The organism is Rhodococcus sp. UYP9, from assembly GCF_040547235.1.
Classification (GTDB): domain Bacteria; phylum Actinomycetota; class Actinomycetes; order Mycobacteriales; family Mycobacteriaceae; genus Rhodococcoides.
The window spans coordinates 78,180-102,174 of sequence record NZ_JBEPPH010000004.1; the positions used below are offsets into that span (position 1 = coordinate 78,180).

20 protein-coding genes, 1 tRNA gene and 1 pseudogene are annotated in these 23,995 nt (G+C 61.4%); 11 read left to right on the forward strand and 11 right to left on the reverse strand.

Annotation, left to right across the window (positions count from 1 at the left end; all coding sequences use genetic code 11):
* Positions 1-24 precede the first annotated feature (24 nt).
* Positions 25-270: pseudogene (locus tag ABIB36_RS13140) on the forward strand (hypothetical protein); the annotation flags it as partial.
* A gap of 31 nt (positions 271-301) precedes the next feature.
* On the opposite strand, the gene ABIB36_RS13145 reads toward ABIB36_RS13140, so the two are convergent.
* Together ABIB36_RS13145 and ABIB36_RS13150 are read right to left on the reverse strand one after the other, a co-directional pair.
* Entirely contained in the window at positions 302-631 is a 330-nt protein-coding gene (locus ABIB36_RS13145) for a hypothetical protein (protein WP_354571597.1), read from the reverse strand.
* A 371-nt stretch (positions 632-1,002) separates the two neighbouring features.
* A complete protein-coding gene (locus ABIB36_RS13150; protein WP_354561707.1) occupies positions 1,003-1,233 on the reverse strand; it encodes a hypothetical protein in 231 nt (76 codons plus the stop codon).
* A 449-nt stretch (positions 1,234-1,682) separates the two neighbouring features.
* On the opposite strand from ABIB36_RS13150, the gene ABIB36_RS13155 reads away from it, so the two are divergent.
* Together ABIB36_RS13155 and ABIB36_RS13160 are read left to right on the forward strand one after the other, a co-directional pair.
* On the forward strand, positions 1,683-2,243 hold the full coding sequence (locus ABIB36_RS13155; RefSeq protein WP_354561709.1) for a dihydrofolate reductase family protein: 561 nt from the start codon (positions 1,683-1,685) through the stop codon (positions 2,241-2,243).
* Between the two features lie 136 nt (positions 2,244-2,379).
* A complete protein-coding gene (locus tag ABIB36_RS13160; RefSeq protein ID WP_354561711.1) occupies positions 2,380-3,408 on the forward strand; it encodes an LLM class flavin-dependent oxidoreductase in 1,029 nt (342 codons plus the stop codon).
* Between the two features lie 16 nt (positions 3,409-3,424).
* Here the strand turns inward: ABIB36_RS13160 and ABIB36_RS13165 are convergent, their stop codons facing one another.
* Positions 3,425-4,090 carry a phosphoribosyltransferase gene (locus tag ABIB36_RS13165; RefSeq protein ID WP_354561712.1) on the reverse strand — a complete coding sequence of 222 codons (666 nt, stop codon included), beginning with the start codon at positions 4,088-4,090 and terminating at the stop codon, positions 3,425-3,427.
* Between the two features lie 62 nt (positions 4,091-4,152).
* Positions 4,153-5,778: an acyl--CoA ligase family protein gene (locus ABIB36_RS13170; protein ID WP_354561715.1), complete on the reverse strand. Its 1,626-nt coding sequence runs from the start codon at positions 5,776-5,778 to the stop codon at positions 4,153-4,155.
* 113 nt (positions 5,779-5,891) lie between these two features.
* Between ABIB36_RS13170 and ABIB36_RS13175 the strand changes: the two genes are divergently transcribed.
* Positions 5,892-6,758: a helix-turn-helix transcriptional regulator gene (locus ABIB36_RS13175; protein WP_502944930.1), complete on the forward strand. Its 867-nt coding sequence runs from the start codon at positions 5,892-5,894 to the stop codon at positions 6,756-6,758.
* Between the two features lie 18 nt (positions 6,759-6,776).
* Here the strand turns inward: ABIB36_RS13175 and ABIB36_RS13180 are convergent, their stop codons facing one another.
* Positions 6,777-7,439, reverse strand: coding sequence for a hypothetical protein (locus ABIB36_RS13180; RefSeq protein ID WP_354561719.1), 663 nt, complete (start codon positions 7,437-7,439; stop codon positions 6,777-6,779).
* Positions 7,440-8,025: 586 nt separating this feature from the next.
* Between ABIB36_RS13180 and ABIB36_RS13185 the strand changes: the two genes are divergently transcribed.
* From ABIB36_RS13185 to ABIB36_RS13210, 6 genes are all read left to right on the forward strand, one after another.
* Positions 8,026-8,910 (forward strand): universal stress protein, encoded by an 885-nt coding sequence (locus ABIB36_RS13185; protein WP_354561721.1) that lies wholly within the window; start codon positions 8,026-8,028, stop codon positions 8,908-8,910.
* A gap of 96 nt (positions 8,911-9,006) precedes the next feature.
* Positions 9,007-12,201, forward strand: a complete 3,195-nt coding sequence (locus tag ABIB36_RS13190; RefSeq protein WP_354561724.1) for an HAD-IA family hydrolase — start codon at positions 9,007-9,009, stop codon at positions 12,199-12,201.
* A 127-nt stretch (positions 12,202-12,328) separates the two neighbouring features.
* Positions 12,329-13,141: a molybdate ABC transporter substrate-binding protein gene (gene modA / locus ABIB36_RS13195; RefSeq protein ID WP_354561726.1), complete on the forward strand. Its 813-nt coding sequence runs from the start codon at positions 12,329-12,331 to the stop codon at positions 13,139-13,141.
* Between the two features lie 146 nt (positions 13,142-13,287).
* Positions 13,288-13,938: a TetR/AcrR family transcriptional regulator gene (locus tag ABIB36_RS13200; RefSeq protein WP_354561728.1), complete on the forward strand. Its 651-nt coding sequence runs from the start codon at positions 13,288-13,290 to the stop codon at positions 13,936-13,938.
* A gap of 96 nt (positions 13,939-14,034) precedes the next feature.
* The gene (locus ABIB36_RS13205; RefSeq protein WP_354561730.1) at positions 14,035-15,480 is read left to right on the forward strand and encodes a flavin-containing monooxygenase; all 1,446 of its coding nucleotides are present in this window, start codon (positions 14,035-14,037) and stop codon (positions 15,478-15,480) included.
* A gap of 193 nt (positions 15,481-15,673) precedes the next feature.
* Positions 15,674-16,870: a L,D-transpeptidase gene (locus ABIB36_RS13210; RefSeq protein ID WP_084344816.1), complete on the forward strand. Its 1,197-nt coding sequence runs from the start codon at positions 15,674-15,676 to the stop codon at positions 16,868-16,870.
* Between the two features lie 41 nt (positions 16,871-16,911).
* On the opposite strand, the gene ABIB36_RS13215 is transcribed toward ABIB36_RS13210, so the two are convergent.
* The 3 genes from ABIB36_RS13215 to orn form a co-directional block, all read right to left on the reverse strand.
* Positions 16,912-17,655: a M23 family metallopeptidase gene (locus tag ABIB36_RS13215; RefSeq protein ID WP_354561734.1), complete on the reverse strand. Its 744-nt coding sequence runs from the start codon at positions 17,653-17,655 to the stop codon at positions 16,912-16,914.
* A gap of 315 nt (positions 17,656-17,970) precedes the next feature.
* Positions 17,971-18,046: transfer RNA gene (locus tag ABIB36_RS13220), tRNA-His, on the reverse strand.
* Between the two features lie 86 nt (positions 18,047-18,132).
* The gene (gene orn / locus ABIB36_RS13225; protein ID WP_084344818.1) at positions 18,133-18,735 is read right to left on the reverse strand and encodes an oligoribonuclease; all 603 of its coding nucleotides are present in this window, start codon (positions 18,733-18,735) and stop codon (positions 18,133-18,135) included.
* 87 nt (positions 18,736-18,822) lie between these two features.
* On the opposite strand from orn, the gene ABIB36_RS13230 reads away from it, so the two are divergent.
* Complete coding sequence (locus ABIB36_RS13230; RefSeq protein ID WP_084344593.1) at positions 18,823-20,565, forward strand: helicase HerA-like domain-containing protein; 1,743 nt, start codon at positions 18,823-18,825, stop codon at positions 20,563-20,565.
* A gap of 28 nt (positions 20,566-20,593) precedes the next feature.
* Here the strand turns inward: ABIB36_RS13230 and cmrA are convergent, their stop codons facing one another.
* The 3 genes from cmrA to ABIB36_RS13245 are packed head-to-tail and all read right to left on the reverse strand — an operon-like array spanning position 20,594 to position 23,994.
* The gene (gene cmrA / locus ABIB36_RS13235; protein ID WP_084344595.1) at positions 20,594-21,397 is read right to left on the reverse strand and encodes a mycolate reductase; all 804 of its coding nucleotides are present in this window, start codon (positions 21,395-21,397) and stop codon (positions 20,594-20,596) included.
* Between the two features lie 36 nt (positions 21,398-21,433).
* Positions 21,434-23,470, reverse strand: coding sequence for an oxidoreductase (locus tag ABIB36_RS13240; RefSeq protein WP_354561738.1), 2,037 nt, complete (start codon positions 23,468-23,470; stop codon positions 21,434-21,436).
* Entirely contained in the window at positions 23,467-23,994 is a 528-nt protein-coding gene (locus ABIB36_RS13245; protein ID WP_084344599.1) for a PadR family transcriptional regulator, read from the reverse strand. The genes ABIB36_RS13240 and ABIB36_RS13245 overlap by 4 nt, the downstream gene beginning before the upstream one ends.
* Between the last annotated feature and the right edge of the window lies 1 nt (position 23,995).

Genomic DNA, 23,995 nt, shown 5'->3' on the forward strand with positions numbered 1-23,995 from the left:
CCCCTCTACGACCGGGCGGCGTTGTTGTTCTCCTCGATGTTCTCGGGGATATCCGGCGTCGGCTACGACACCCAAACCTTCGAAGGCGGTTACGGCGACGGCACCGACAGTGGATTCGACACAGCTGGAAACTTCGAGGGCGACCAGGGTGGGTACGACCAAGGCGGTGGCGATTTCGACGGTGGCGGTTCTGATTTCGGTGGAGGATTTCAACTGCTCTCACCGGCAGTTAGAGGCAACTTTGTGGGTCCGGGCGCTGCCCTTTGCTGAACCTCGAAGCAATCGGCGTTGGTCCGGGTTGTCAGACGGGGGAGTACACGTCGTTCAGGGTCACCAACGTCAGTCCGCTAGTTCGAATGATGTCGACTAATTGCGGATAGACATGCGTGACGGCAGGGTGGTTTGCGTGTCCGATCACCAAAGCGCCGGGCGCGAAATACTTGCGCGCGCACTCGATGAGGTAGTCGTCGGTAATGATGGAGGAGTCCGACAGCGTCCACGAGTGGTACGAGGCCGTCACGAAGAATGTGAAACGAGCGCCGTTGTCTCTTGCGAATTGGATGTAGGCCGCAACTACGGCGGGGTCGGTGCCGTCATCGATGGCCAGCGCAGGAGTTGGTGCGGCCGGCAATTTAGTCACTGCGCCGGGTGGGATCGGAACGCGGCACTGTCCTGATCAGCGGTCCATCGATGCCACCACGCCGGGCGACACCACCCCCCCGGATCACTGATGACAGGGGCAGAAGTCGTACAAGGTCTGGCGACCGCAGCACTCGGATTCAAGGACCACCTAAAAGGCAGCGGGCGGAGCAAACGATTTGATGTATCCCGAGTTTTCCGGAGTCGAGTCGAAGAAGGCCACCAAGAATTGCAACGGCCCGTTCGGTAGCGGTTTCACGATTCACAGATTGTGCGGCAACTGTCGTTCGCGGCCTCCGCGCTGACCACCGATTGGACGGAAAGCTCAAAGCCCGCACGTAGCTCGAGCCTCTCCGTCGCCAGTTAGGGGAAGACGGGAGGCGGCGAAGTTCCAACGCCGCATGCCGTGTTTCCGATCGCGGCGGATCCACACTGGGCGAATGCCGCCAAGATGGTCGACCAGGTCGGAAGCGCCCCATAGAACGGCCCGCCCATTTCGGCACTGCCGGTGCCTATCGGTGCTGCGATGGCTGCGGCGGGAGAGCCGAGCGCAACGGCTCCGGCGATGAGGAATACTGCGGCGAATCTTTTCATGTGAATAACCCATCGGTTGGCGGATCACGCGACCCAATTCGCAGGCTATCTCACCATTCTCGCAGTTGGTGGATGACGCACGAGAAGCCCGCTCTGCGCACGCTATGGCCCGTGATGATCACACCGAGTCTGCCGAAGTCCCCAATAAGCCAATCGATTTCGCTCTCTGGCGGCAGCGGAATGAACTTGGCTGGCCCCGAGTCAATGGTTGCCAAAGGGGGCGTCTGATCGAGAACGTGCAGTAGGCAATGGCGCCGGTGCCGCCTTACTCGACGAGTACCTCTTCGTAATTGGCGGTAGGACGCGCAAAGCGAACTGCGCCGACATCGAGGTGAGCGGGCCAGGATGGAGACATTTTCGTACTATTCCACTGGTCGCGTCTCATTGGTAGACCGTCTTGCCTGTACCCCGAACGATGAGTTTTGCCTTCCGGAGCAGTCTTCAGTTGCATGGGAAAACTCAGCTATGGCTTCAACGTATCGGTGGACGGGTACATCGCCGACGCCCAAGGCAGCATCGACTGGTCCGAACCGAGCGAAGAACTGCACCAATACTGGAACGATCTCGAGCGGGAGACTGCCTTGTCGTTCTATGGGCGGCGGCTCTACGAATTGATGTCCGCCTACTGGCCGACCGCCGACAAGTCCCCGGACGCCAACCCGATGATCGTCGACTTCGCGCAGATCTGGTGCAACATGCCCAAGGTCGTGTTCTCTCGCACCCTGGAGTCCGTCGACTGGAATTCCCGCCTCGAACGCGGCGACCCGGTCGAGGTCGTGAGGAAGCTGAAGGCCGAAACCGACGGCCGGTTGGAGGTGGCCGGCGCGACTCTGGCGGCACCTATCGTGCAGGCGGGACTGGTAGACGAGTACCGGATAGTGGTTGCGCCGATCGCAGTCGGCGGCGGCATGCCGTTCTTCCCGACACTGCCGTCGTGGATCTCGCTGCGACTGGTCGAGAACCGCACCTTCCCCGGAGGTGCGGTCTTGCTGCGCTACGAGGCGAACTAGCCGAAGACCCCGCCGTCATCGGGGTGAACCGTGCGACAACCGATCTGGCCTGCGACCCTGAACTCTTTCATCCGGAGTGGTTGAATCGATCCCAGTGCTGGGTGGATCCGTCCGCCCCGAATCGAGAGGTCGCATCATGCATGTTGGCGTAGACAGCTTTGTCTCCTCCGTGACAGACCCGACGGACGGCCGCGTGATCGGGCCGGCCGAGCGGATGGGGCACCTGCTGGAGGAAATCGCCCTTGCTGACCAGGTTGGGCTCTACTCGTTCGGCATCGGCGAGCATCATCGCAGCGAGTACTACGATTCGGCGCCGTCGATCATTCTGGCTGCCGCTGCCGCTCGGACGGAACGGATCCGCCTCGGCAGCGCGGTCAAGGTGCTCAGCGCGGATGATCCGGTGCGGGTGTTTCAAGAGTTCGCCACCCTGGATCTGATCTCGAAGGGCCGGATCGACCTGGTTGTTGGCCGCGGGTCCTTCACCGAGTCGTTTCCGCTGTTCGGCCTCGATTTCGCCGACTACGACTCTCTCTTCACCGAGAAGCTGGAACTATTGCTGCAGATTCGCGACAACGTCGAGGTCACGTGGTCCGGTCGGCATCGCCCACCACTGGTCCAACAGAGCATTTACCCGCGGCCGGTGCAGGATCCTTTGCCGATCTGGGTCGGCGTCGGTGGAACCCCGGAGTCCTTCGCCCGCGCAGGCATGCTGGGGCTGCCACTGATGGTTGCGATCATCGGAGGTGAGCCGCGCCAGTTCGCCCCCCTCGTAGACCTGTACCGACGCGCAGGAGCCCAGGCCGGTCATGCCCCGGAGAAGCTGCAGGTGGGGCTGCACGTATTCGGCTTCGTCGCCGAGACCACGAAGGTGGCAGCAGACACAATTTTCCCCGGCTGGAACGAAATGTTCACCAAAATCTCCCGAGAGCGCGGTTTCGCCCGGCCGACCCGCCAGCAGTTCGACGCCACATCCGGGCCCGACGGTGCCTTCTTCATGGGAGACCCGCAGACGGTGGCCGAGAAGATCCTGCGGGTAGGGGAACAGTTGGGCGGCGTCGACCGGTTGTCGCTGCAGATGACGAACCCGCGGCTCGCCCATGGTGACTTGCTCCGCGGGATCGAGTTACTCGGCACCGAGGTCGCCCCTCTGGTGGCGAAAGCCTGACTTTCCGGGCCAAACATCACTGATCGCGCTGATGTCGGGCGGACGCGTCGGCGAGTGTGGCGCGGACTTCGTCGTCGGTGGTCTGCTCGAATTGTGTGTACGACGCTCCCACCCCGAAGAACCGGGCAGGTGTGGAGACGCACACGAACTCGTCGACCAATTCTTGGAACAGACCGCGGCTCGACGCCGGAGCCACGGGAACGGCCGCAACGACGTGGGTGGCGCCGTAGCGATGCACAACCTCGAGCGCCACTCGCATGGTTGCTCCGGTAGCGACACCATCGTCGACGACGATCACCGATCTCCCGTCGATCCGAGTCGGCGGTGCGTTTCCGCGGTAGAGCTGTTCACGACGCTTCAGCTCGCGGGTTTCGTCAGCGATCACCTGTTGCAGCTCAACCGAATTCACCTTCTCGGCGCGGATCACGTCTTCGTTGATCACCATCGCTCTACCGCTGGCGATGGCTCCCATCGCCAGCTCGGGGTGCCTGGGTACGCCGAGCTTGCGGACGACGAGAACGTCCAACTGCGCGTGCAATGCCGTAGCGACTTCGGCGGCGACCGGAACTCCGCCACGCGGCAAGGCGAGCACCAGCACGTCGTCGGGGAACTCATCGGGGTCGAGGAGGACCGACAACGCCTGCCCGGCGTCGGCTCGGTCGCGGAACGGTCTCGTCCCCATGCGCGACGGTTACCCGCAGTATCGAGGCACAAACGCCTCGAACCCGCGGTTCTTCTCGGCGTTCAGGCCGTCGACTTCCTGAGCTCGAATTTCAGTATCTTGCCCGTCGGCGTGCGGGGGAGGTCCAGTGGAAAAACGATTTCGTCGGGGACTTTGAACTTCGCGAGACGGCCGCGGGTGTACTCGATCAATTCTTCGGCGCTGACGTCGGCGTCCTTCTTCTTGATCACGAATGCTCTGGGGCGTTCTCCCCACTTCGGGTGCGGGACGCCGATGACGGCGGCTTCCAGAACCGCTGGGTGGGACATGAGGGCTTGTTCGATTTCCACGGTCGAAATGTTCTCGCCGCCCGATATGACGATGTCTTTGGCGCGATCTTTGACCTGGATGTAGCCGTCCGGGTGCATTACCCCGAGGTCGCCGCTGTGGAACCAGCCGCCCGCGAACGCTTCCGCTGTGGCTTTCGGATCCCGGTAATAACCGAGCATGACGTTGTTGCCGCGAAGGACGATTTCACCCATCGTCTGTCCGTCGGCCGCGACGTCGTTCATTTCGGGATCGACGACGCGTGCGTCCTCGGCTTGAATCATCCCGACGCCCTGTCTGGACATCAGCTCGGCGCGCTCGTCGGATTTCAGGTCGCGCCAATCGTCCTGAACTTCGCAGATCGTGTACGGCCCGTAGACCTCGGTCAGCCCGTACACGTGGACGACGGTGATTCCGAGTCCTTCGAGTTTGGCGATGATGCTCGGTGCTGGTGGCGCTCCGGCGGTGGTGATGTGCAGGGCGTCCACGTGGTGAGCCTGGGGCGCTTCGGCGATGGTCGAACAGACAACCGGCGCGCCGCACAGGTGCGTGACGCCGACATTGTCGATTGCATCCCACACTGCCTCGGCACGAACCGCGCGTAGACAAACGTGGGTCGCGGCGGCCTGAGTGACGGCCCAGGGTGTGCACCATCCGTTGCAATGAAACATCGGGAGGGTCCACAGATACTTGGTCGAGCCGGTGAAACCGTTGTGGAACGTCTCGCCGAGCGAATTGAGGTAGGCGCCACGATGGGTGTACATCACGCCCTTGGGCTTGCCCGTGGTTCCGGAGGTGTAATTGATTGCTATGACTTGCTGTTCGTCCTCTACGCCCCACACCAACGGCGGTGCATCGACCAGATTGCCGGCCTCGGCGAGAAGGTCTGAATACTGCCCGGTGACAACACCTTCCGGAACGGTGGGGGGAGCGATCGTGGAGTCGGGGATCTCGATTATTTCCTGCAGCGACGGCACTGCCGCGCGGGCACCGGAGGCGGATCCGACCAACTCCGAATCGACGAACAAGATCTTGGTGCCGGAGTGGTCGAGGATGTAGTCGAGTTCGCTGCCGGTCAAGCGTGAGTTGAGGGCAACGAGGACGCCACCTGCCAGGGGAACGGCGAAGTGCGCAAACAGCATTTCCGGGGTGTTGGGACTGAGGTATGCGATGCGGTCGCCGGGTTCGATGCGGCTCGCCAGGACGCGGGCGAGACGGTCGACCTCGTCACCGAATTGCTTGTAGGTATAGCGGCGGTCGCCGTGAATCACAGCCACCCGATTCGGGAATACGCTCGCCGAACGCGCCAAGAAACGCAACGGGCTCAACGGTGTGTTGTTGGCGGACGACAGTTCGGTGGACGACAGTGTCGAATCGAGCATCGGGTGAGACCTTTCGAAAAGCGATAGTCTTGTGACGCGCACTACACGTTACCGTTGACGCTATCCACAGCAGGGAGAACGCCGCTACCCCCGAGAGTGGGTATCGGGCGGGTATGAGAGGGATCGTGAGTCGACATCTGAGGCCGAGCGACCGGGATGCGTTGCAAGCCGAATTGCGAACGCTGAAGGCGGCGACCCCGTTTCCGGTGCTCTTCGGCGGTACCGTCGAACACGGCAATCTGACCTTGTCCGGGTTCGTGGGGACGCGTAGCACCATTCTCCGCAACCTCGTGATCGACGTCCGGTGTGGTGTCGGTGGCCGCGCGATGGCCGAGCAACGGCCGATCGGTGTCCAGGGCTATGCCAACTCCCTGTCGATCACTCACGAATACGACTATCAGGTCGGAGCGGAGGGGATCGAGACCCTGCTGGCAGTGCCAGTGGTCGTGCGCGGCCGGACACGCGGCGCGCTGTACGGCGGGTTGCGGGTGAATCAACCCCTCAGCGACCGTCTGACGGACGTTGTAGTCGAACGTGCGCACAAGCTGGCACGGGAAATCGACATTCGTGACGAGGTAGACCGCAGGCTTGCCATGTTGGCATCCTCGGGACGGGTAGAAGCCCCGATAGCCCGTGACGACCGCCAGATGGATGCCATCATCGAGAGCTATCTCGCATTGCGATCCATTGCCGACCGCATCGAAGACACTGATCTCGAGGCAGAGGTGACGGCCGTCGAGCACACCCTGCGTCGTATCTTGCCGACGGATCGACGGACGTCGACGGTGACGTTGTCGAAGCGCGAAATCGAAGTTCTCGAGTATGCGTCGCTCGGCTGCCGCAACGCCGAGATAGCGGCGCGACTGTCGTTGAGCGTCGACACCGTCAAAACGTATATGCGAAATCTGATGGGCAAGTTGGACGTAGCCACCAGACAAGAGGCCGTGGTCGAGGCGCGTCGGCACGGTCTACTCGGCTAGCGCGCGATCGCGAGACCTCTACGAAACAGACGGTGTCAGGTCCGTACGTACGCGATCAACTTGTGTATACCACAACGCCCAAGCAAGAACCAAGCAACCCCCGAACATGAGGGCCCCGTGGGCAATACGAAGTGCGGGACTTGCGAAGAACTGCGGAAGAAACGATGCGAGCCCCACTGCAAGTGGCAATCCCGACCACGACGGCAGTACACCGGAGCGTCTCACAGCGATTGCGGTACAAATACCTCCCACGAGAATGAGCAGCAGTCCAACGACGAACATCGAAATTTGGATGGCACCGTTCCTGATCGGATCAGTCAGATCCATGATCTTTGGATCGGAGTCGGACAAGGCCTGCGTTCCGACGGCGTTCAGGGCGAAGGCCTCAGCGCCGTAATAGGCCAGCGTCAACCCGACGCCGATCCATGTGAGCACGACGGCGGTGCGGGCCATCGAGTTCGCTGCCGTAGCGCCCACAACGTATTCGAGATTACGTAGGGCGAGCGCAATCGTGATGAACCCCAACATTGCACACACGTGGGCGATGACCCAACCGGTTTCGCCGAACGCCTCGGCCCCTTCCAATCCCACCTCGCTGGAGTAGGGTCTGAAAACTGGGTAAACGAGAAACATCACGCCGGTAAATGTCCATAATGCGCTCCCGGCCTTTGCTGAAGTCACTGCCGGTTCTCCTCTTCGATCGTTCGTTGCCGAAGTGTGCGTCGCTGTATTCGGGGAAGACACTTGTGCACGTGAAAACCAGCGCCGACCAGAAGAACGAGGTCGCGGTCGCTAGCGATCGGCCGGAGTGTAGCGCACTCAAACCAACGAACTGGTCACCTGAAGTGAGATGGTCGGTCGCACGGGCGAAAGCGCGGTTGATTCGGTCGAAATCGATCGAAATGTGCGCTTGTAGTTGCGAAATAGACTTCGTATGCGGATTTGCCCCAAATACGAAATGGGCCATCTCGTCGATCTCGCATTCTGAATCAGCAGTCGCTCCGAGGTTGTGGATTCCACAAGGTGTCGCGCAAGGCTCTGCCTCACTTCGATATCGACGGAAAGGGCTGACGACGCCTGCGTTCGGCAATGTGGAGTCCCCGGTCTCGAGGCAAAAGGTGTACACCTGAAGGGAAAGCTGAGCCCCATGTTCCACTGTTCCACCGTTGAAGAGGACTTTGTACTCTCGTCTGCTTAACTCACCCGTGCAATCGTGGTGATCATAGGCGGTGAGTCGCCGCACCCTTTTATCTGTCGGGAGGCTGACATGGTCTTGGCGAATCATCAGGAAATCGTTGTCGGAGTAGATGGTTCACCCGCCAGTATGGCTGCGGCTCTGTGGGCCGCAGCCATGGCGGACCGTTTGGATTCTCCGCTGCACATCGCGTGCGCGGTGCAGGAACCGACGTTCTACATGGCCGAGTCCGTCATGGTGATACCCGAGGAAGTGTGGGAGCAGCAGCGTCGTACCGCCGAGGAGATTGTCGACGAGGCAGCGAAAGCCATCCTCGAGCGACATCCGTACCTCAGCGTGGCCACACATGTCGACGCTGTGCCGCCCGCTGAAATGCTGGTCGACCTGTCGGCTTCGGCACGGTTGATGGTGGTCGGTAGCTCCGGGACAGGCCTTGTGCTGTCGACTTTGCTCGGAAGCACCGCCAAGGTGGTGGCCGACACGGCAGCGTGCCCTGTCGTCGTGTGGCGTGAAGGTACTGGAGACCCGAACTCGCCGATCGTGGTCGGAATCGACGGCAGCGCCACGAGTGCCGCTGCGATAGCGATGGCCTTCGAAATAGCCTCGCGGCTGGAGGTGCCACTCATTGCTGCGCATGTGTGGAGTGCTGCATCCCAGGCGGGAGGCGTCACATTGCCGCTCCTCATCGACTGGGCGGCCATCGAAAAGGAGGAGTCGGTCCTCCTCGCCGAAAGCCTCGCGGGGTGGGTGGCGAAGTACCCGGACGTCGTAGTCGAACGTGTTCTCCGACAGAGCAACCCCGCGCACACTCTCGTCGACCTGTCCGAGCACGCCCAACTCGTCGTGGTGGGAAGCAGAGGACGAGGTCCGGTGCGAAGCGCCCTACTGGGATCTACCAGTAGCAATCTCACACACCACGCGCGCTGCCCAGTCATGATCTGCCGCGTGCACTCGTGAAATCTCGTGGTGCATCTCCGTTGATATTTCGCGCGGAAAAAGCAGGCACCCCATAGAGTTCCGCATGGCGACCGTCGATTCGGGCATCGAGTCGCCGTGAGAATCCAGGGATGCCGGATCGATGCTGTGTTGTTCGATCTGGACGGGGTCGTCACCGACACGGCCGGGATTCACGAGCGGGCATGGAAAAGCATGTTCGACGCAGTGCTCGCTGCGGCTGGACAGGGGGATCGCCCGTTCACGCACGAGGACTACCGGGTCTATATCGATGGGCGGGATCGACTCGATGCTGTTCGCGCATTCACGCGCGCACGTGGTCTGGCTCTCCCCGAGACCCACAACCCCGAGACTCCCCACAGTGATATGGCACTGGGGAGCATTCGCGCGTTGGCCGATCGAAAGAATGAAGACTATCTCCGCACGTTGACCTCCGAAGGTGTTCGTACGATTCCTGGAACGATCGATGTGCTTCGTCAACTGCGGCTTGCAGGCATTCCGGCAGCAGTGGTGTCGGCCAGCAGGAACGCGGGGGAGGTGATGGCCCTTGCCGGCGTCGGGGGACTGTTCGATGTGCGGGTCGACGGCACCGATGCACTGCGTCGAGGCCTGGCAGGTAAGCCCGCGCCGGACTTGTTTCTCGAAGCAGCCCGCAGGCTCGGAGTTGCACCCGAGTTTTCTGCCGTCGTGGAGGATGCGGTGGCCGGTATTCAAGGCGCGCAAGCCGGAAAGTTCGGACTGATCATCGGACTTCAACGGGCTTCTGCGGCAGTCGAGTTGGATGCGGAGGTGGTTGTCGGCGATCTCACTGAACTCGATATCGACATCGGTTCGGACAGTCCCGCTGAATACAACGGTGCTTGTGAGTTGTGTTCCACCGACGCGGAATCGAAGTGGGTGTTGCATTACCGCGGCGCGATAGCCTCGAATGAGGGAATCCGTGAGAGCCTCTGCACCCTGGGGAATGGATACTTCGCGACCCGTGGTGCCCTGCCCGAGACAAGCGCCGACGGCGTGCACTACCCGGGTACGTATCTCGCCGGATGCTACAACAGACTCACCTCGACGATCAGCGGCGTCGACTACGAGGACGAATCAATTGTCAATTGGCCGAACTGGCTGGGCACCACATTCAATATCGACGACGGTGAATGGCTCAGCAGCGACAATCATCTTCTGCAACACCACCACATCGCCTTGGATATGAGAGAAGGCGTTCTTCGACGCGAAAGCCTCCTCGAAGATTCGCAAGGACGTCGCACCTGGCTTCGGCAGATACGGTTCGTGTCCATGGCATCGCCGCACCTGGCGGCGCTCGATACCAGACTCGAGCCGGAGAACTACACCGGAACGATCACCGTGCGCGCGACCTTGGACGGCGATGTCACCAACGGCAACGTAGCCGAGTTTCGTGCTTTGAACAACGCTCACCTGACTGAATGCGAAACAGGTTCTGCGGCAAAGAATCAGGTATGGCTCCAGGCGCATACTCGGCAATCGCGGATCGCACTCACGCTCGCTGCCCGAATGGATTCTGCCGCTCCAGTCCTCGGCGCAACCAGCACCCCGACGAGCATCTTTCAGGAAACCTCGGCTGACGTCTCACAAACCGTCGGCGTGCAAGTAGCGGCTATCGTCGCCCTGTATTGCTCCCGTGATCGAGCCATCTCCGATCCGCTCAGCGCTGCACTGTCGTGCCTCGACGAATCGGGATCTTTCCCCGCGCTTCTCGACGACCACCGACGGCAATGGAAACGGTTGTGGCATCGATACGATCTCGAGGTCGAATGCTCCGACGACGAGACCGTCCGAGCGGTTCGACTTCAGCTCTTTCATGTCGTCCAGTGCCTGTCTCCGCACACTGTGGATCTCGACGTCGGGATTCCGGCGCGCGGCCTTCATGGGGAGGCCTATCGCGGGCACATTTTCTGGGACGAGTTGTTCGTACTGCCACTACTGAATCTGCGCATTCCAGAGTTGTCGAGATCTCTGTTGCTCTATCGCTATCGACGACTGTCCGAGGCGAAGCGCCGGGCACGTGAAATCGGCTGTAGCGGTGCCTTGTTCCCGTGGCAGAGTGGCAGCGACGGTCGCGAGGAGACGCCGCACGTGCTGTTCAATCCACGATCAGGACGATGGATGCCCGATCACTCCTATCGGCAATTCCATGTCGGTCTGTCGGTTGCCTACAACGTGTGGCACTACTGGGAAGTGACAGCAGACTTCGGTTTCCTGGCCTCGTACGGAGCCGAGATGTTGGTCGAAAATGCACGATTCTGGACCAGCCTTGCAGTGTGGGACGCCGACGACGATCGGTTCGATATTCGGGGCGTGATGGGACCCGACGAATTCCACGATGGATACCCCGGTCATCCCGGTGAGGGAATCGACAATTCGACCTACGTGAACGTGATGGCCTCGTGGAGCATTCGACGCGCGCTGGACGCTTATGCAATCGTCGGGCGTGACGGCGGTGTCGGCCTGTGGACTGGGCTCGATGTCAGCTCGTCGGAACTTCACGCATGGCACAACCTGGCATGCAGGCTGCGCGTGGAGTTTCTCGACAACGGATTGCTTGCACAATTTCATGGGTACGGGGAACTCCGCGAACTCGACCTCGATGACTACCGACAACGGTACGGAAACATCGGCCGGCTCGATCTGATCCTCGAAGCCGAGAATGATTCCTGCGCTCACTACAAGGTGTCCAAGCAGGCCGATGTTCTGATGCTGCTGTACCTGTTCACCGCGGAGGAGCTCACCGAACTGCTTTCGGGGATGGGGTACGACTTCGAGCCGAGCACGATTCCGGCAACCGTCGACTACTACCTTGCTCGAACGACCCATGGTTCGACTTTGAGCAGAGTCGCGCACTCCTGGGTGCTCGCACGAGGTAACCGTCGAGACTCCTGGGACATGCTGCGGGAGTCGTGCACGGCCGATCTTGCCGACAGTCAACAGGGAACGACCCGGGAGGGAATCCACCTGGGCGCAATGGCGGGCAGCGTGGACATCCTGCAGCGCTGCTATACCGGAATCGAAGTGCGAGGCGACACCCTGAGGCTCCATCCGCAATTGCCGATCGAGCTGCAATCACTCGAACTCGATCTCCGTTATCGCGACCACTGGGTTCATATTCGGTGCGACGGTGCAGCGACCACTGTCACGACGAACCCCAGCAGTGCACCGGCGATTCGGATCAGCGTCGACGGGCATGAATTTGTGATGAACGGCGGTGAATCGGTTTCTGCCACTGCCGCCCTCATCTCGGAAACAGCGAAAGCTGTGACGTGAAGTGCTCTGGCCAATCTACGTCTGCGAAGCAACCCCAAGCTTTTCTCCGCGGATGCTGCTCTAAGATAGGTGTTGGTCCGCGTATGCGCATTGGCGGACTATGAACAAGCCTATCGAGGGAGCGAAAGTGAAGAAGAGTTACGGGCGACTCGGAACAGTCCTCGCCATGTCTGCATTGCTGGCTGCGGGCTGCTCGACTGGTGGTGGTGATTCCACGGCGCCGGAGTCTGGATCCACTGCTTCAGATCCGGCAGGGCAGGACATCAGCGGTGACCTCACCGTCTTCGCAGCAGCGTCGCTGAAGGCGACCTTCACTCAACTCGGCGCCATGTTCGAAGCAGCCCATCCCGGGACCGACGTTGCGTTCAACTTTGCCGGTTCCTCGGATCTGGTCACGCAGTTGACGCAGGGCGCACCGGGAGACGTTTTTGCTTCCGCGGATACCGCAAACATGACCAAGGCGCTCGATGCGAACCTGATCTCCGGCGACCCCGAGAACTTCGCGACGAACACGCTGATCATCGTCACTCCGCCCGGTAATCCGAAGGGCATCGCTTCCTTCGCCGACCTCGCAGACAAGGACAACAAAGTTGTCGTCTGTGCACCTCAGGTGCCATGTGGCGCTGCGACTACGAAGGTGGAGAAGGCGACCGGAGTAGACATTGCCCCGGTGAGCGAGGAGTCGTCCGTCACCGACGTCCTCGGCAAGGTCACCTCCGGTCAGGCCGACGCAGGTCTGGTCTACGTGACCGACGCGTCGGGTGCGGGTGAGAAGGTCACCTCGGTCGCCTTCGAAGAGTCGTCCGGTGCAGTCAACACGTACCCGATTGCGGTGCTGTCGGATTCGCAGAACAGTGCGGCGGCGAAGGCATTCGAAGCCCTGGTCATGAGCGCCGAGGGGCAAGAGGTTTTGGCTGACGCTGGATTCGCTGCGCCCTGACGACAGTGAGATCGCAAGCAATCGAGACTACAGTCGCGCGGGTGACCTACTCCGGTAAGGCACGTGCTTGAATATTGGTAGTGGGGTAGTTCACTCGAAGGTGCGTCCGGTTCGAAAAGCAATGGTAGCGAAGGGTAGACCCCGAGATGACGAGTAGCGGCGTGCGTTCAGCGCGCACGGCGGGGACGCGCGAGTCGATCTTGCTGATGGCAGAACGACTGTATGCCGAGCATGGGCTTCATTCGGTGTCCAACAGGCAGGTGAGCGAGGCTGCGGGGCAAGGCAACAACGCGGCGGTCGGATACCACTTCGGTACGAAGGCGGACCTCGTACGCGCGATCGTCGAACGCCACTCGGGCGTGATCGAGGAGAATCGGACCACGCTCGTGCTTCGAAACGGGGATTCGGAAAGGCTTCGAGATTGGGTCTCGTGCCTCATCGCGCCGTACACCGATCACTTGGCGACGTTGGGCCAACCCAGCTGGTACGCACGATGCGCAGTCCAAATCATGACCGATCCGACGCTGCGGCCACTGATGTACGAAACGGCAGGGGTTTCTTCCTCGTTGAGGAAGACCCTCGTCGGCCTTCATCGATGCCTACCGGATCTGCCGGCTGAGGTGCGCCGAGCGCGTAGTGACATGGCCCGAAATATGATGATGCATATCTGCGCCGAGAAAGAACTCGAATTCGCACAGCAATATCCCGAGCGTCCACCGAACTGGGCCGACTGCGGAACCGATCTGATCGACGCCACGGTGGGCATCTGGCAGGCACCGGTATCGCCGCGACGCTGACAGAATGGAAAGCGACACGTCGAAGTTCCCGGATCCGGGGGAGCCCGAACCACACGATGGAGTTCTTGCCATGACTATGCTCGCGAACATTTCCTGATGACCACGACAGTCGACGTCCTCATCATCGGCGCAGGCCTGTCCGGAATCGGTGCCGCGCATCATCTTCGGTCCACCCTGCCACACAAGAGCTATGCCGTTCTCGAGAGTCGTGGGGCGATCGGCGGAACGTGGGATCTGTTCAGGTATCCGGGGATTCGATCCGACTCGGACATGTACACCCTCGGCTACAACTTTCGCCCCTGGGTGGGCGACAAATCCATCGCCGACGGCGCGTCCATCCGTGAGTACATCGAGGACACGGCGCGTGAAGCGGGTATCGACCGACACATTCGGTTTCATCACACAGTGGTGTCGGCCGAATGGTCCACTGCGACCTCGACATGGACGGTCGAGGCGAAGGTGGGTGAATCAGGCGAAGTTGCCGTGTTCACCGCCTCGTTCTTGATGTGTTGCAGCGGATACTACGACTACGACAAGGGGTTCACGCCGGATTTCGAGCGCCTCGAAGACTTCGGCGGAACCGTCGTGCATCCGCAGTTGTGGCCGGAGGATTTGGACTACGCCGGCAAGAAGATCGTCGTGATCGGTAGCGGTGCCACGGCTATCACCCTGGCGCCGACCCTTGCCCGTGACGCCGAGCACGTGACGCTGCTCCAGCGCTCACCCAGCTACATCATGTCGTTGCCGTCGAAGGATCCGATTGCGCTGGCGTTGCGCAAGTACTTGCCATCACGTGTGGCCTATGGGGTCACTCGAATGAAGAACGCCGTCACCTCGATCGGGATGTACGTGCTGTGTCAGCGCTACCCGAATTTCATGAAGGGACGGATTCGCAAGCTTCAGGAGGGCTGGTTGCCCGAAGGCTACGATCTCGACACCCACTTCACACCGAAATACGATCCCTGGGATCAACGGCTCTGCCTCGTTCCCGACAGTGATCTGTTCACGGCCATCGGAGAGGGAAAGGTAGACGTCGTCACCGACCACATCGAGCGCTTCACCGAGAACGGGATCGCGCTGACGTCCGGGGAGGATCTCGACGCCGACATCGTCATCACTGCGACGGGTCTCAACCTCGTCGCCCTCGGCAACGTCGCCCTGCGGGTCGACGGCAAGCAGATCGACATCACCGAGTCGATGGCCTACAAGGGCATGATGCTCACCGATGTGCCGAACTTCGCCTTCGTCATCGGGTACACCAATGCCTCCTGGACGCTCAAGGCCGATCTGGTGTGCGACTACATCGTGCGGCTCCTCGCACACATGGACGCCAACGGCTACCGGGAGGTCCGCCTCGAACGTGATGCAACCGTCGGGGAGGAACCGTTTCTGGATTTCGCTGCCGGCTACGTTCTGCGTTCGGTCGACACCTTTCCCAAGCAAGGTTCGGTTGCACCGTGGCGCCTGCGGATGAACTATTTCAGAGACCTTCCCTCGCTGCGCTACGGCAAACTCGTCGACGACAACATGCGAATGCGCTGACTGGTGATTCGTCACCGATCTCGCCGGTGCGATCGGTGAGGTAACACGAAGCCGATACCGCGCGATTGGTATTCGAACGTTACTCGAGCTGCGGCATTTCGATTGGATAGCCAAGCTGTGACCTGGAAGCATTCAATCGTGTCTGCCGGGCCGAGTACGTGCCCCGAATCGGTGTGTGGAAGTGGAGCGTGTGATGAGGTTCTCTCGCGGAATTGGGACCGCCGCGGTCTCGATGTTGACTGCAACTATCGTCCTGTCCGGATGCACGACGTCGAACACAGGTTCGACGGACGCACTCGCTCCGATCGACTCCAACCCGATTGCCGAACTCATGAAGCCCAAGGTGAGCTCCAGCGTGGCCGATGGTGCAGTCGGATTCTCTCCCGCAGATCCGGTGACCGTCTCTGTCGCCGACGGCAAGCTCGCGAACGTCACGGTGATGGATTCGGACGGCGTGCCGATCGAAGGCGTCCTTTCTGCCGACGGCCTGACCTGGTCCAACACCGAGCAGCTCCAGTACAGCAGCCGTTATCGCGTGCAAGCAGATGCGTACGGAATCGGTGGTGCGACCCGCACGGTCAACAACTTCACGACCAATCAGCCCGGCAACTTCACCAAGGCATACGTATTGCCGAACGAGGGTGCGGTCGTCGGAATCGGTCAGCCCGTCGCGGTGCAGTTCGACGAGCCGATCGCCGACAAGCTCGCTGCGCAGAACGCCATCCAAGTCACGACGACGCCTCCCGTCGAAGGCGCGTTCTATTGGGTCAACAGCAAAGAGGTTCGGTGGCGTCCGCAGAACTACTGGGCGTCCGGCACTCGCATCGATGTCGCCGTCAACGTCTTCGGCCGTGATCTCGGTGACGGCATCTACGGCCAGGAGAACTCGTCGACGTCGTTCACGATCGGTGACGCCGTCGTCGCGACCGCAGACGACAACACCAAGCAGGTCACTTTCTCGGTCAACGGACAGAACGTCATGACGATGCCCACCTCGATGGGGAAGGACAGTACCCCCACCGACAACGGCGTTTACATCATCGGCGACCGATTCGATCACCTGGTCATGGACTCGTCGACCTACGGAGTGCCGGTGAATTCGTCTTCCGGTTACCGCACGCCCGTCGACTGGGCGACCCGTATGTCCTACAGCGGTATCTTCTTCCACTCTGCGCCCTGGTCAGTGGGCCAACAGGGGAGCTCCAACACCAGTCACGGTTGCCTCAACCTCAGTCCCGCGAACGCGAAGTGGGTCTACGACAACACCAAGCGTGGAGACATCGTCGTCGTGCAGAACACGCTCGGCGGCACACTGTCCGGTACCGACGGGCTCGGCGACTGGAACATCCCCTGGGGTGACTGGAAGGCCGGCAACGCCAACTCCATGTGACAGGGGCGCCCTTGACCAGGCGTCACCCCTACCCGATGGGCTCAGCGTGCATCCAGGCTTTGGTACCTTGCTGGATCTACGCCCAGCGTTTTCAGGTAGCCAACCGGTTCGATGCTCGAGCCGTTGTTTCTGACCTCGTAATGAAGATGGGGTCCGGTCGAGTTACCGGTGCTGCCGACCTCACCGATCTGATCGCCGGGCGCAACGGTGTCGCCGACGCCGACGTTCATCGCAGATTGATGCCCGTAATAGGTCACCGTGTTTCCGCTCTTGACCCGCACGAGATTGCCGTAACCGTCTCCCGCGTCACCTGCTTGTTCGACGGTTCCGCCGTTCACGGCGTAGATCGGGGTGCCCGACGGGGCAGCGAAGTCCACACCCTGGTGGAATTGGCCGCCGTTACCGGTCGGGTTGTTCCTGCTGCCGTAGTTGGAAGAGAGTTCGTAGCTGCGCGCGGGCAATGGCAGCATCGCCCCGCCCAAGCCGACCGACGGCGGCGCGAGAACGACTTCAGGAGCGGACGGCGTGCTCGCCTCGGGTGCGGGCCCGAAGTCGGAATCGAGAATCACCGCAGCGACCTCGTTGATCAGCACGCCGGTGGCGTCGAGTACGGCTGAGAGGATTGCTGCTCGCTGCTGAGCGTCGGGTTGGGGGATAGGGAGTACAGGCAGGTCGATGGTCGGCTGCGCCGTGGCCACGGCCGGATCGATCAGACCTGCGGAACCGATGCACAACGCCGCCGACAACACCGAACCCGCGATCGCTCTGTGAACTTTTCGACCCACTGCAACTGCCTCCTAGTCTCTGCCCGGCTGGTATTCCCTGATGGGCTTCGAACGACGGGTGGCGCGTTTCGGGGGCGCGTCGAATCAACGGTGCAAGTCACAGCTTTCACGTTGGTACTTTTCTTCCCCAAAAGTGCCATTTGCAACCGTACGTCACATGAACCCCATGCGACACTCGAAAGTTGAATTACAACAACGTAATTCGCTACTCGTTCGATGCACTTCCGCCGCGACTTCGTGACGTGCGCCGAGAGCAGGGGTGCAGAACGCACAAAAAAGCCGGCCTCCGTGTGGAGACCGGCTTTCTTGCTTCTATGGGGTGAGTGACGGGACTCGAACCCGCGACACCCAGGATCACAACCTGGTGCTCTACCAGCTGAACTACACCCACCATAGCTACCGGACCGAACCCTCGCGGGTTCTGTTTCAGCAGCGATGACAATACTAGCGGTTCGAATCGTTGGTTGCCAATCGGTATCAGGACTGCGTGTCGAGTCCCTCTACAACTGCAGCAATATCGCTGGTAGAGGGCCCAGGAGGCGCCACGAACACGGTCTGGCGGTAGTACTTCAGTTCCTTGATGGACTCTTCGATGTCTGCCAACGCGCGGTGGGCCAGACCTTTGGTCGGCTGACCGAAGTAGATGCGCGGGTACCACCGACGGGCGAGTTCCTTTATGGAACTGACATCGATCATTCGGTAGTGGAGGTAGGTATCGAGGTCACCCATATCGCGTGCGATGAAGCCGCGATCGGTGCCGATCGAATTTCCGGCCAAGGGCACTGTCCCGGCTACGGGGACATGCTCGCGGATGTACGCGAGTACCTGACGCTGCGCCTCTTCCAGCGTGACCGAAGATGCACGCACCTCCTCGGTCAATCCGGATTTGGCATGCATCTTCTTCACCACGTCCGGCATCCCGGCCAGCGCGTCGTCGTCGGCATGAATGACGATGTCGACACCGTCGCCCAGTACGTTCAATTCGCTGTCGGTGACGAGCGCCGCAATCTCGATGAGCTTGTCCTTCGACAAGTCCAGCCCGGTCATTTCACAATCGATCCACACAAGTTTGTCCTGCACCAGACACACCCTAGTGCGGGCCTCGTCACCACTAAGGTTTGCGGTGGTGATCAACTGCGAGATGAGCTGTGTCAAGGAGGACGGAAGATGACGGTCGATCCGAATTCGGCGGGCGGTGGGTTGCCGTCGACGCCTGCAGAGAAGGCGAAGGCAGCCAAAGCCGTCGCACTCGAAGCAGCCCGAATCGCTCGCGAGGCTGCCGCAGCAGCGGATGCCGCCGAAAAGGAAGCGATCGACGCGGAGGCAGCAGCAGGCGCGACCGGGACATCCCCGTCGGGGGGCGTGACCTCCTCGATCGCGGCGGGCTACGCATCGCACGGCGCAGTGCTCGAGCTGGGATCGGTGATGCTCGACGGCGTCAGCGACCCGTCCGCTCGCATCGCGATTCCTCTGGCGACACTCAATCGTCATGGCCTTGTCGCCGGCGCCACGGGTACCGGCAAGACGAAGACCCTTCAGGGCATCGCCGAACAGCTCTCCGCCGCGGGAGTTCCAGTGGTGATGGCCGACGTGAAAGGTGATCTCTCGGGATTGTCGGCACCGGGAGCAGACAACGAGAAGATACGCAGCCGTGCCGTCGACTGCGGGGAATCGGACTGGATACCCACCGGCTACCCCGTGGAGTTCCTCTCCCTCGGAACCGGTGGCATCGGTGTCCCGGTCCGTGCAACGATCACAGCTTTCGGGCCGATCTTGCTCAGTAAAGTGCTGGAACTGAACAAGACTCAGGAGTCCACCCTGGGGCTCATTTTTCACTGGGCCGACAAACAGGGGTTGGCGCTGCTCGATCTCAAGGATCTGCGATCGGTCATCACACACCTGACCTCGGCCGAAGGCAAGGCCGATCTGAAGGGCATCGGTGGAGTCTCGACGGCGACTGCCGGAGTCATCCTGCGCGAGCTCGTCAATCTCGAGGCCGACGGCGGCGACACCTTCTTCGGTGAACCCGAACTTCAGACCGAGGACCTGCTGCGTGTCGACGGCGACGGCAAAGGGATTGTGACCCTGTTCGAACTGGGTGCCCAGGCGTCGCGACCGGTCATGTTCTCCACATTTTTGATGTGGGTTCTCGCCGACTTGTTCCAGACGTTGCCCGAAGTGGGGGACATCGACAAGCCCAAACTGGTCTTTATTTTCGACGAGGCGCACCTGCTGTTTGCCGACGCGTCCAAGGCGTTCCTCGAACAGGTCGAACAGACCGTCAAGCTGATCAGATCCAAGGGTGTCGGCGTGATCTTCTGCACCCAACTACCGACGGACATTCCCAACGAGGTCCTGTCTCAGCTCGGGGCACGAATTCAGCATGCGTTGCGCGCGTTCACACCAGACGATCAGAAGGCTTTGAACAAGACTGTCCGGACCTATCCCACCACCGACGTCTACGACCTCGAGAAGGCCCTCACTTCACTCGGTACCGGCGAAGCGATTGTGACTGTGCTTTCCGAGAAAGGTGCCCCGACGCCGGTGGCATGGACAAAGATTCGTCCACCGCGTTCACTGATGGACACTATCGGCAACGACGCGATCTCGGCCTCCGCCGCAGCCAGCACGCTGAGCTCGAAATACGGTGCGACGATCGACCGCGACTCCGCCTACGAACGCTTGCAAGCGCGCGTGTCCGACGCCCCGAACACGGACCCGGTCCTGGACATACCGCCGCTCCCGGTGGACCTACCGGACTTGCCGCGCGTGGAACCGCAAGGGCCGTCGGCTGCCGAGCGCATCATGGACAATCCGGCGGTGAAGAGCTTCCTACGATCTGCGGCGTCCGCGGCAGGCCGCGAGATATCGCGGAGCATCTTCGGTACCGGGCGGCGGCGTAAGCGCTGACGTCCGGCATCGTTGTCGGCGCTGCCCTCTACCCGCCGAGCTTCTTGTAGAAGCCTCCGATGATCGGAGCGGAAATAGCACGAGGGCTGTATTGGCCTGCAACGGACATGGCCTTGCTGAGGACTCCCGGCACTACGCGCATTTTGTTCGTGGCGAGCGAATCGAGCGACAACTTCGCGGTGTAGGTGCTGTCGATCCACAGGAAATCCGGGACGAGCTTGTCGACGATGGACGCGTCGGCGGGATCGGGTGTTTCGGTGCGGACGGGTCCGGGGGCCAGAAGCGTGACGTGCACTCCGCTGTCCTTGAGTTCGAGGCGCAGGGATTCGGAGAACGTGTTGACGAAGGCCTTCGAGGCCGCATAGGTGGCGTTGTTCGGTATTGCCATGTTGCCCGCGGCTGAACCGGTCATGAGAATCCCGCCGCTTCCGCGCGCGATCATTCCGGGCAGGACGGCGAGCGTAAGATCATGCACCGCAACGGTGTTGAGCTCGACCTGATCGCGCTCGTACTGAGGGTCCAGCTGCGCAAGAGGGCCGAATGTCGCTATTCCTGCGTTGTTGCACAGGATGCTGATCGGCCGTCCGGACAGCTCGGTCGACAGGGACGCACGAGCAACACGATCCGCGAGATCGACGACGCGAACCTCGACCGTCACGCCGTGATCGGCGCGAAGTTTCGTTGCGAGGGCTTCGAGCAACTCACCCCGACGAGCAACGACGACAAGCGAGTGCCCTCGCCTCGCCAACTCGGTGGCCAGGGCCTCTCCGATTCCGGAGGAGGCGCCGGTGACGACGGCGCGGGCATCAGGGGAAGGACTGGGCAGGCTCACGGTGAGACAGGCTAGCGCAGCGACGTCCTCGCCCGATCAGATACTCATCGCAAGCCGGGTGGCCTGCTCGATTGCGCGTTTGGCGTCGAGTTCGGTGGCGAGGTCCGCGCCCCCGATGACGTGCGTCTTCATAGCCGATGCGGCCAATTCGTCTACCAGGTCACGGACTGACTCCTGGCCTGCGCAGACAACGATGGAATCCACCTCGAGAATGCGAGGCCGTTCGTGCTTCTCACCGAAGGAAATATGTAGCCCGTCGTCGTCGATACGTTCGTAGTTGACGCCCGAGAGTTCGTGCACGCCCTTGGCCTTCAATGCTGCGCGGTGGACCCAGCCGGTCGTCTTGCCCAGTCCGGCCCCGATCTTTCCGCTCTTACGTTGCAGCAGATACACCTCGCGGGGAGACGCGGCCGGAATCGGGGTCGTCAGCGCACCGGGCGCGGCCTCGGGTTCGGTCACGCCCCACTCCTGCTTCCACTCCTTCACATCGAGCGTCGGCGAAGCGTCGGTGGTCAGGAACTCCGATATGTCGACGCCGATACCGCCTGCACCGATCACGGCCACCCTCTTACCGACGGGCATGCCCTCTTCGACGACCTCGGCGTAGGACAGGACCGACGGATGGTCGATGCCCGGGATGGACGGGATTCGCGGGACCACGCCGGTGGCTATGACCACGTCGTCGTAGCCACCGGCGAGGAGTTCGGCTGCGGTGACTGTTCGGCCGAGGTGTATCGCAACGTTCTGCTCGTGGAGTGAGGTGGTGAAGTACCGAATCGTCTCGGCGAACTCTTCTTTGCCGGGGATGAGCGCGGCGATGCCGAATTGCCCGCCGAGTTGCGGGCGTGACTCGAAGAGACTGACTTCGTGGCCACGTCGCGCCGATTCGAGAGCCGCGGACAACCCTGCGGGCCCGGCCCCAACGACGGCGATTTTCTTCGTCCTTCGTGCGGGGAGCAACTGCAATTCGACCTCGCGCCCGGCTCGGGGATTGACCAGGCACGAGACTGTCTTGCGAGCGAACGCGTGGTCGAGGCACGCTTGGTTGCACGCGATGCACGTGTTGATGCTGCCGGGAGCGTCGGCTTCGGCCTTGCGCACCCAGAACGGGTCGGCGAGCATCGGCCTGGCCATCGAGATCAGCTCGGCGTCCCCGCGCGCGAGAATCGCTTCGGCTGTCTCCGGCATGTTGATGCGATTGGATGCGGCCACCGGGATTCCGACGTGTTTGTCGAGTTTTCCCGTGATGTCGACGAATGCGGCGCGCGGTACCGAGGTGACAATGGTCGGGACCCGCGATTCGTGCCATCCGATATCGGTATTGATCATGTCGACGCCGACCCGCTCGAGCTCCTGCGCGAGTGCGACGATGTCGTCCCAGCTCTGCCCGCGCTCGACCAGATCGGCCATCGACAGGCGGAACACGATCAGGAAGTCCGCACCCACTGCAGCGCGTATCTTCTTTGCTATCTCCACAGCAATCCGTCGGCGATTCTCCGGGCTGCCGCCCCATTCGTCGCCGCGACGATTGGTTCGCTCGGAGAGGAACTGGTTGATGAAATAGCCTTCGCCGCCCATGATTTCGACCCCGTCGTACCCCGCCGACTGTGCCAGTCTCGCGCAGCGTACGTAGTTGCGGATCTGCCATCGAACCCCGCGAGAGGATAGTCTTCTCGGTCGAAATGGGTTGATAGGAGCCTTGATCGACGACGCCGATACGGAGAAGGGCTGGTAAGAATAGCGGCCGGCGTGCAGGATTTGCAGGGCGATCTTCCCACCTTCACGATGCACTGCGTCGGTGATGCGTCGGTGCCGTCGGGCTTCGATCCGGTTGGTGAGTTTGGCCCCGAACGGCAACAGCCAGCCGGTTCGGTTCGGTGCATATCCACCGGTGATGATCAGTGCGACGCCACCTCTGGCGCGCTCGGCGAAATACTCGGCGAGCCGGGCGGTGTCGCGACCGCGGTCCTCGAGCCCGGTATGCATCGATCCCATGATGACGCGGTTCTTCAACGTCGTCGTGCCGACCTTCAACGGAGACAACAGGATTGGATACCGACCGGTTGTGCTCACAGCTTCTCCAACACTTCTTCGCACCATTCGGCAAAGCCTTCCTCGACTCGAATTCCACCGCGGAGCACCAGGTACTGGTGCAAGGCCGCTCCGGCAAGACCTGCAGGAGCGGGAAAATCACGTTTTTCGATCAATCGATACAACTGCAGGCGCTCGAGATGCACGTCGCGATGGCGTCGTACCTCCACCTTCAATGCCGCGATGTCACCGAGGGCGGCGCCGCGGATCTTCACAGCCAACTCGTCTCGGAGAACCGCCGGGTCGGTCGGCTCGGCGATCCACCTGTCGAGTTCCGCCTTACCTTCGGCACTGACGGAATAGACCTTCTTGTCAGGTCGTCCTTGCTGAGCCACCGCGGTGCATACCACCCAACCGGCGCCGTCCATTCGCGTCAGTACTCGGTAGATCTGCTGATGCGTCGCACTCCAGAAGAAGCCGATCGACTTGTCGAATCGGCGCGCGAGTTCGTACCCCGACCCCGACAGCTCGGTGAGGGAAACGAGGAGTGCGTGTTCGAGTGCCACG

What these genes read in the sequence shown, in the direction of transcription:
- ABIB36_RS13170 (WP_354561715.1), bottom strand. Translation starts at nt 5,778, where the DNA reads ATGCTCGATTCGACACTGTCGTCCACCGAACTGTCGTCCGCCAACAAC.
- ABIB36_RS13165 (WP_354561712.1), bottom strand. Translation starts at nt 4,090, where the DNA reads ATGGGGACGAGACCGTTCCGCGACCGAGCCGACGCCGGGCAGGCGTTG.
- ABIB36_RS13160 (WP_354561711.1), top strand. Translation starts at nt 2,380, where the DNA reads ATGCATGTTGGCGTAGACAGCTTTGTCTCCTCCGTGACAGACCCGACG.
- ABIB36_RS13155 (WP_354561709.1), top strand. Translation starts at nt 1,683, where the DNA reads ATGGGAAAACTCAGCTATGGCTTCAACGTATCGGTGGACGGGTACATC.
- ABIB36_RS13230 (WP_084344593.1), top strand. Translation starts at nt 18,823, where the DNA reads ATGACGGTCGATCCGAATTCGGCGGGCGGTGGGTTGCCGTCGACGCCT.
- ABIB36_RS13185 (WP_354561721.1), top strand. Translation starts at nt 8,026, where the DNA reads ATGGTCTTGGCGAATCATCAGGAAATCGTTGTCGGAGTAGATGGTTCA.
- ABIB36_RS13200 (WP_354561728.1), top strand. Translation starts at nt 13,288, where the DNA reads ATGACGAGTAGCGGCGTGCGTTCAGCGCGCACGGCGGGGACGCGCGAG.
- ABIB36_RS13150 (WP_354561707.1), bottom strand. Translation starts at nt 1,233, where the DNA reads ATGAAAAGATTCGCCGCAGTATTCCTCATCGCCGGAGCCGTTGCGCTC.
- ABIB36_RS13175 (WP_502944930.1), top strand. Translation starts at nt 5,892, where the DNA reads ATGAGAGGGATCGTGAGTCGACATCTGAGGCCGAGCGACCGGGATGCG.
- ABIB36_RS13210 (WP_084344816.1), top strand. Translation starts at nt 15,674, where the DNA reads ATGAGGTTCTCTCGCGGAATTGGGACCGCCGCGGTCTCGATGTTGACT.
- ABIB36_RS13205 (WP_354561730.1), top strand. Translation starts at nt 14,035, where the DNA reads ATGACCACGACAGTCGACGTCCTCATCATCGGCGCAGGCCTGTCCGGA.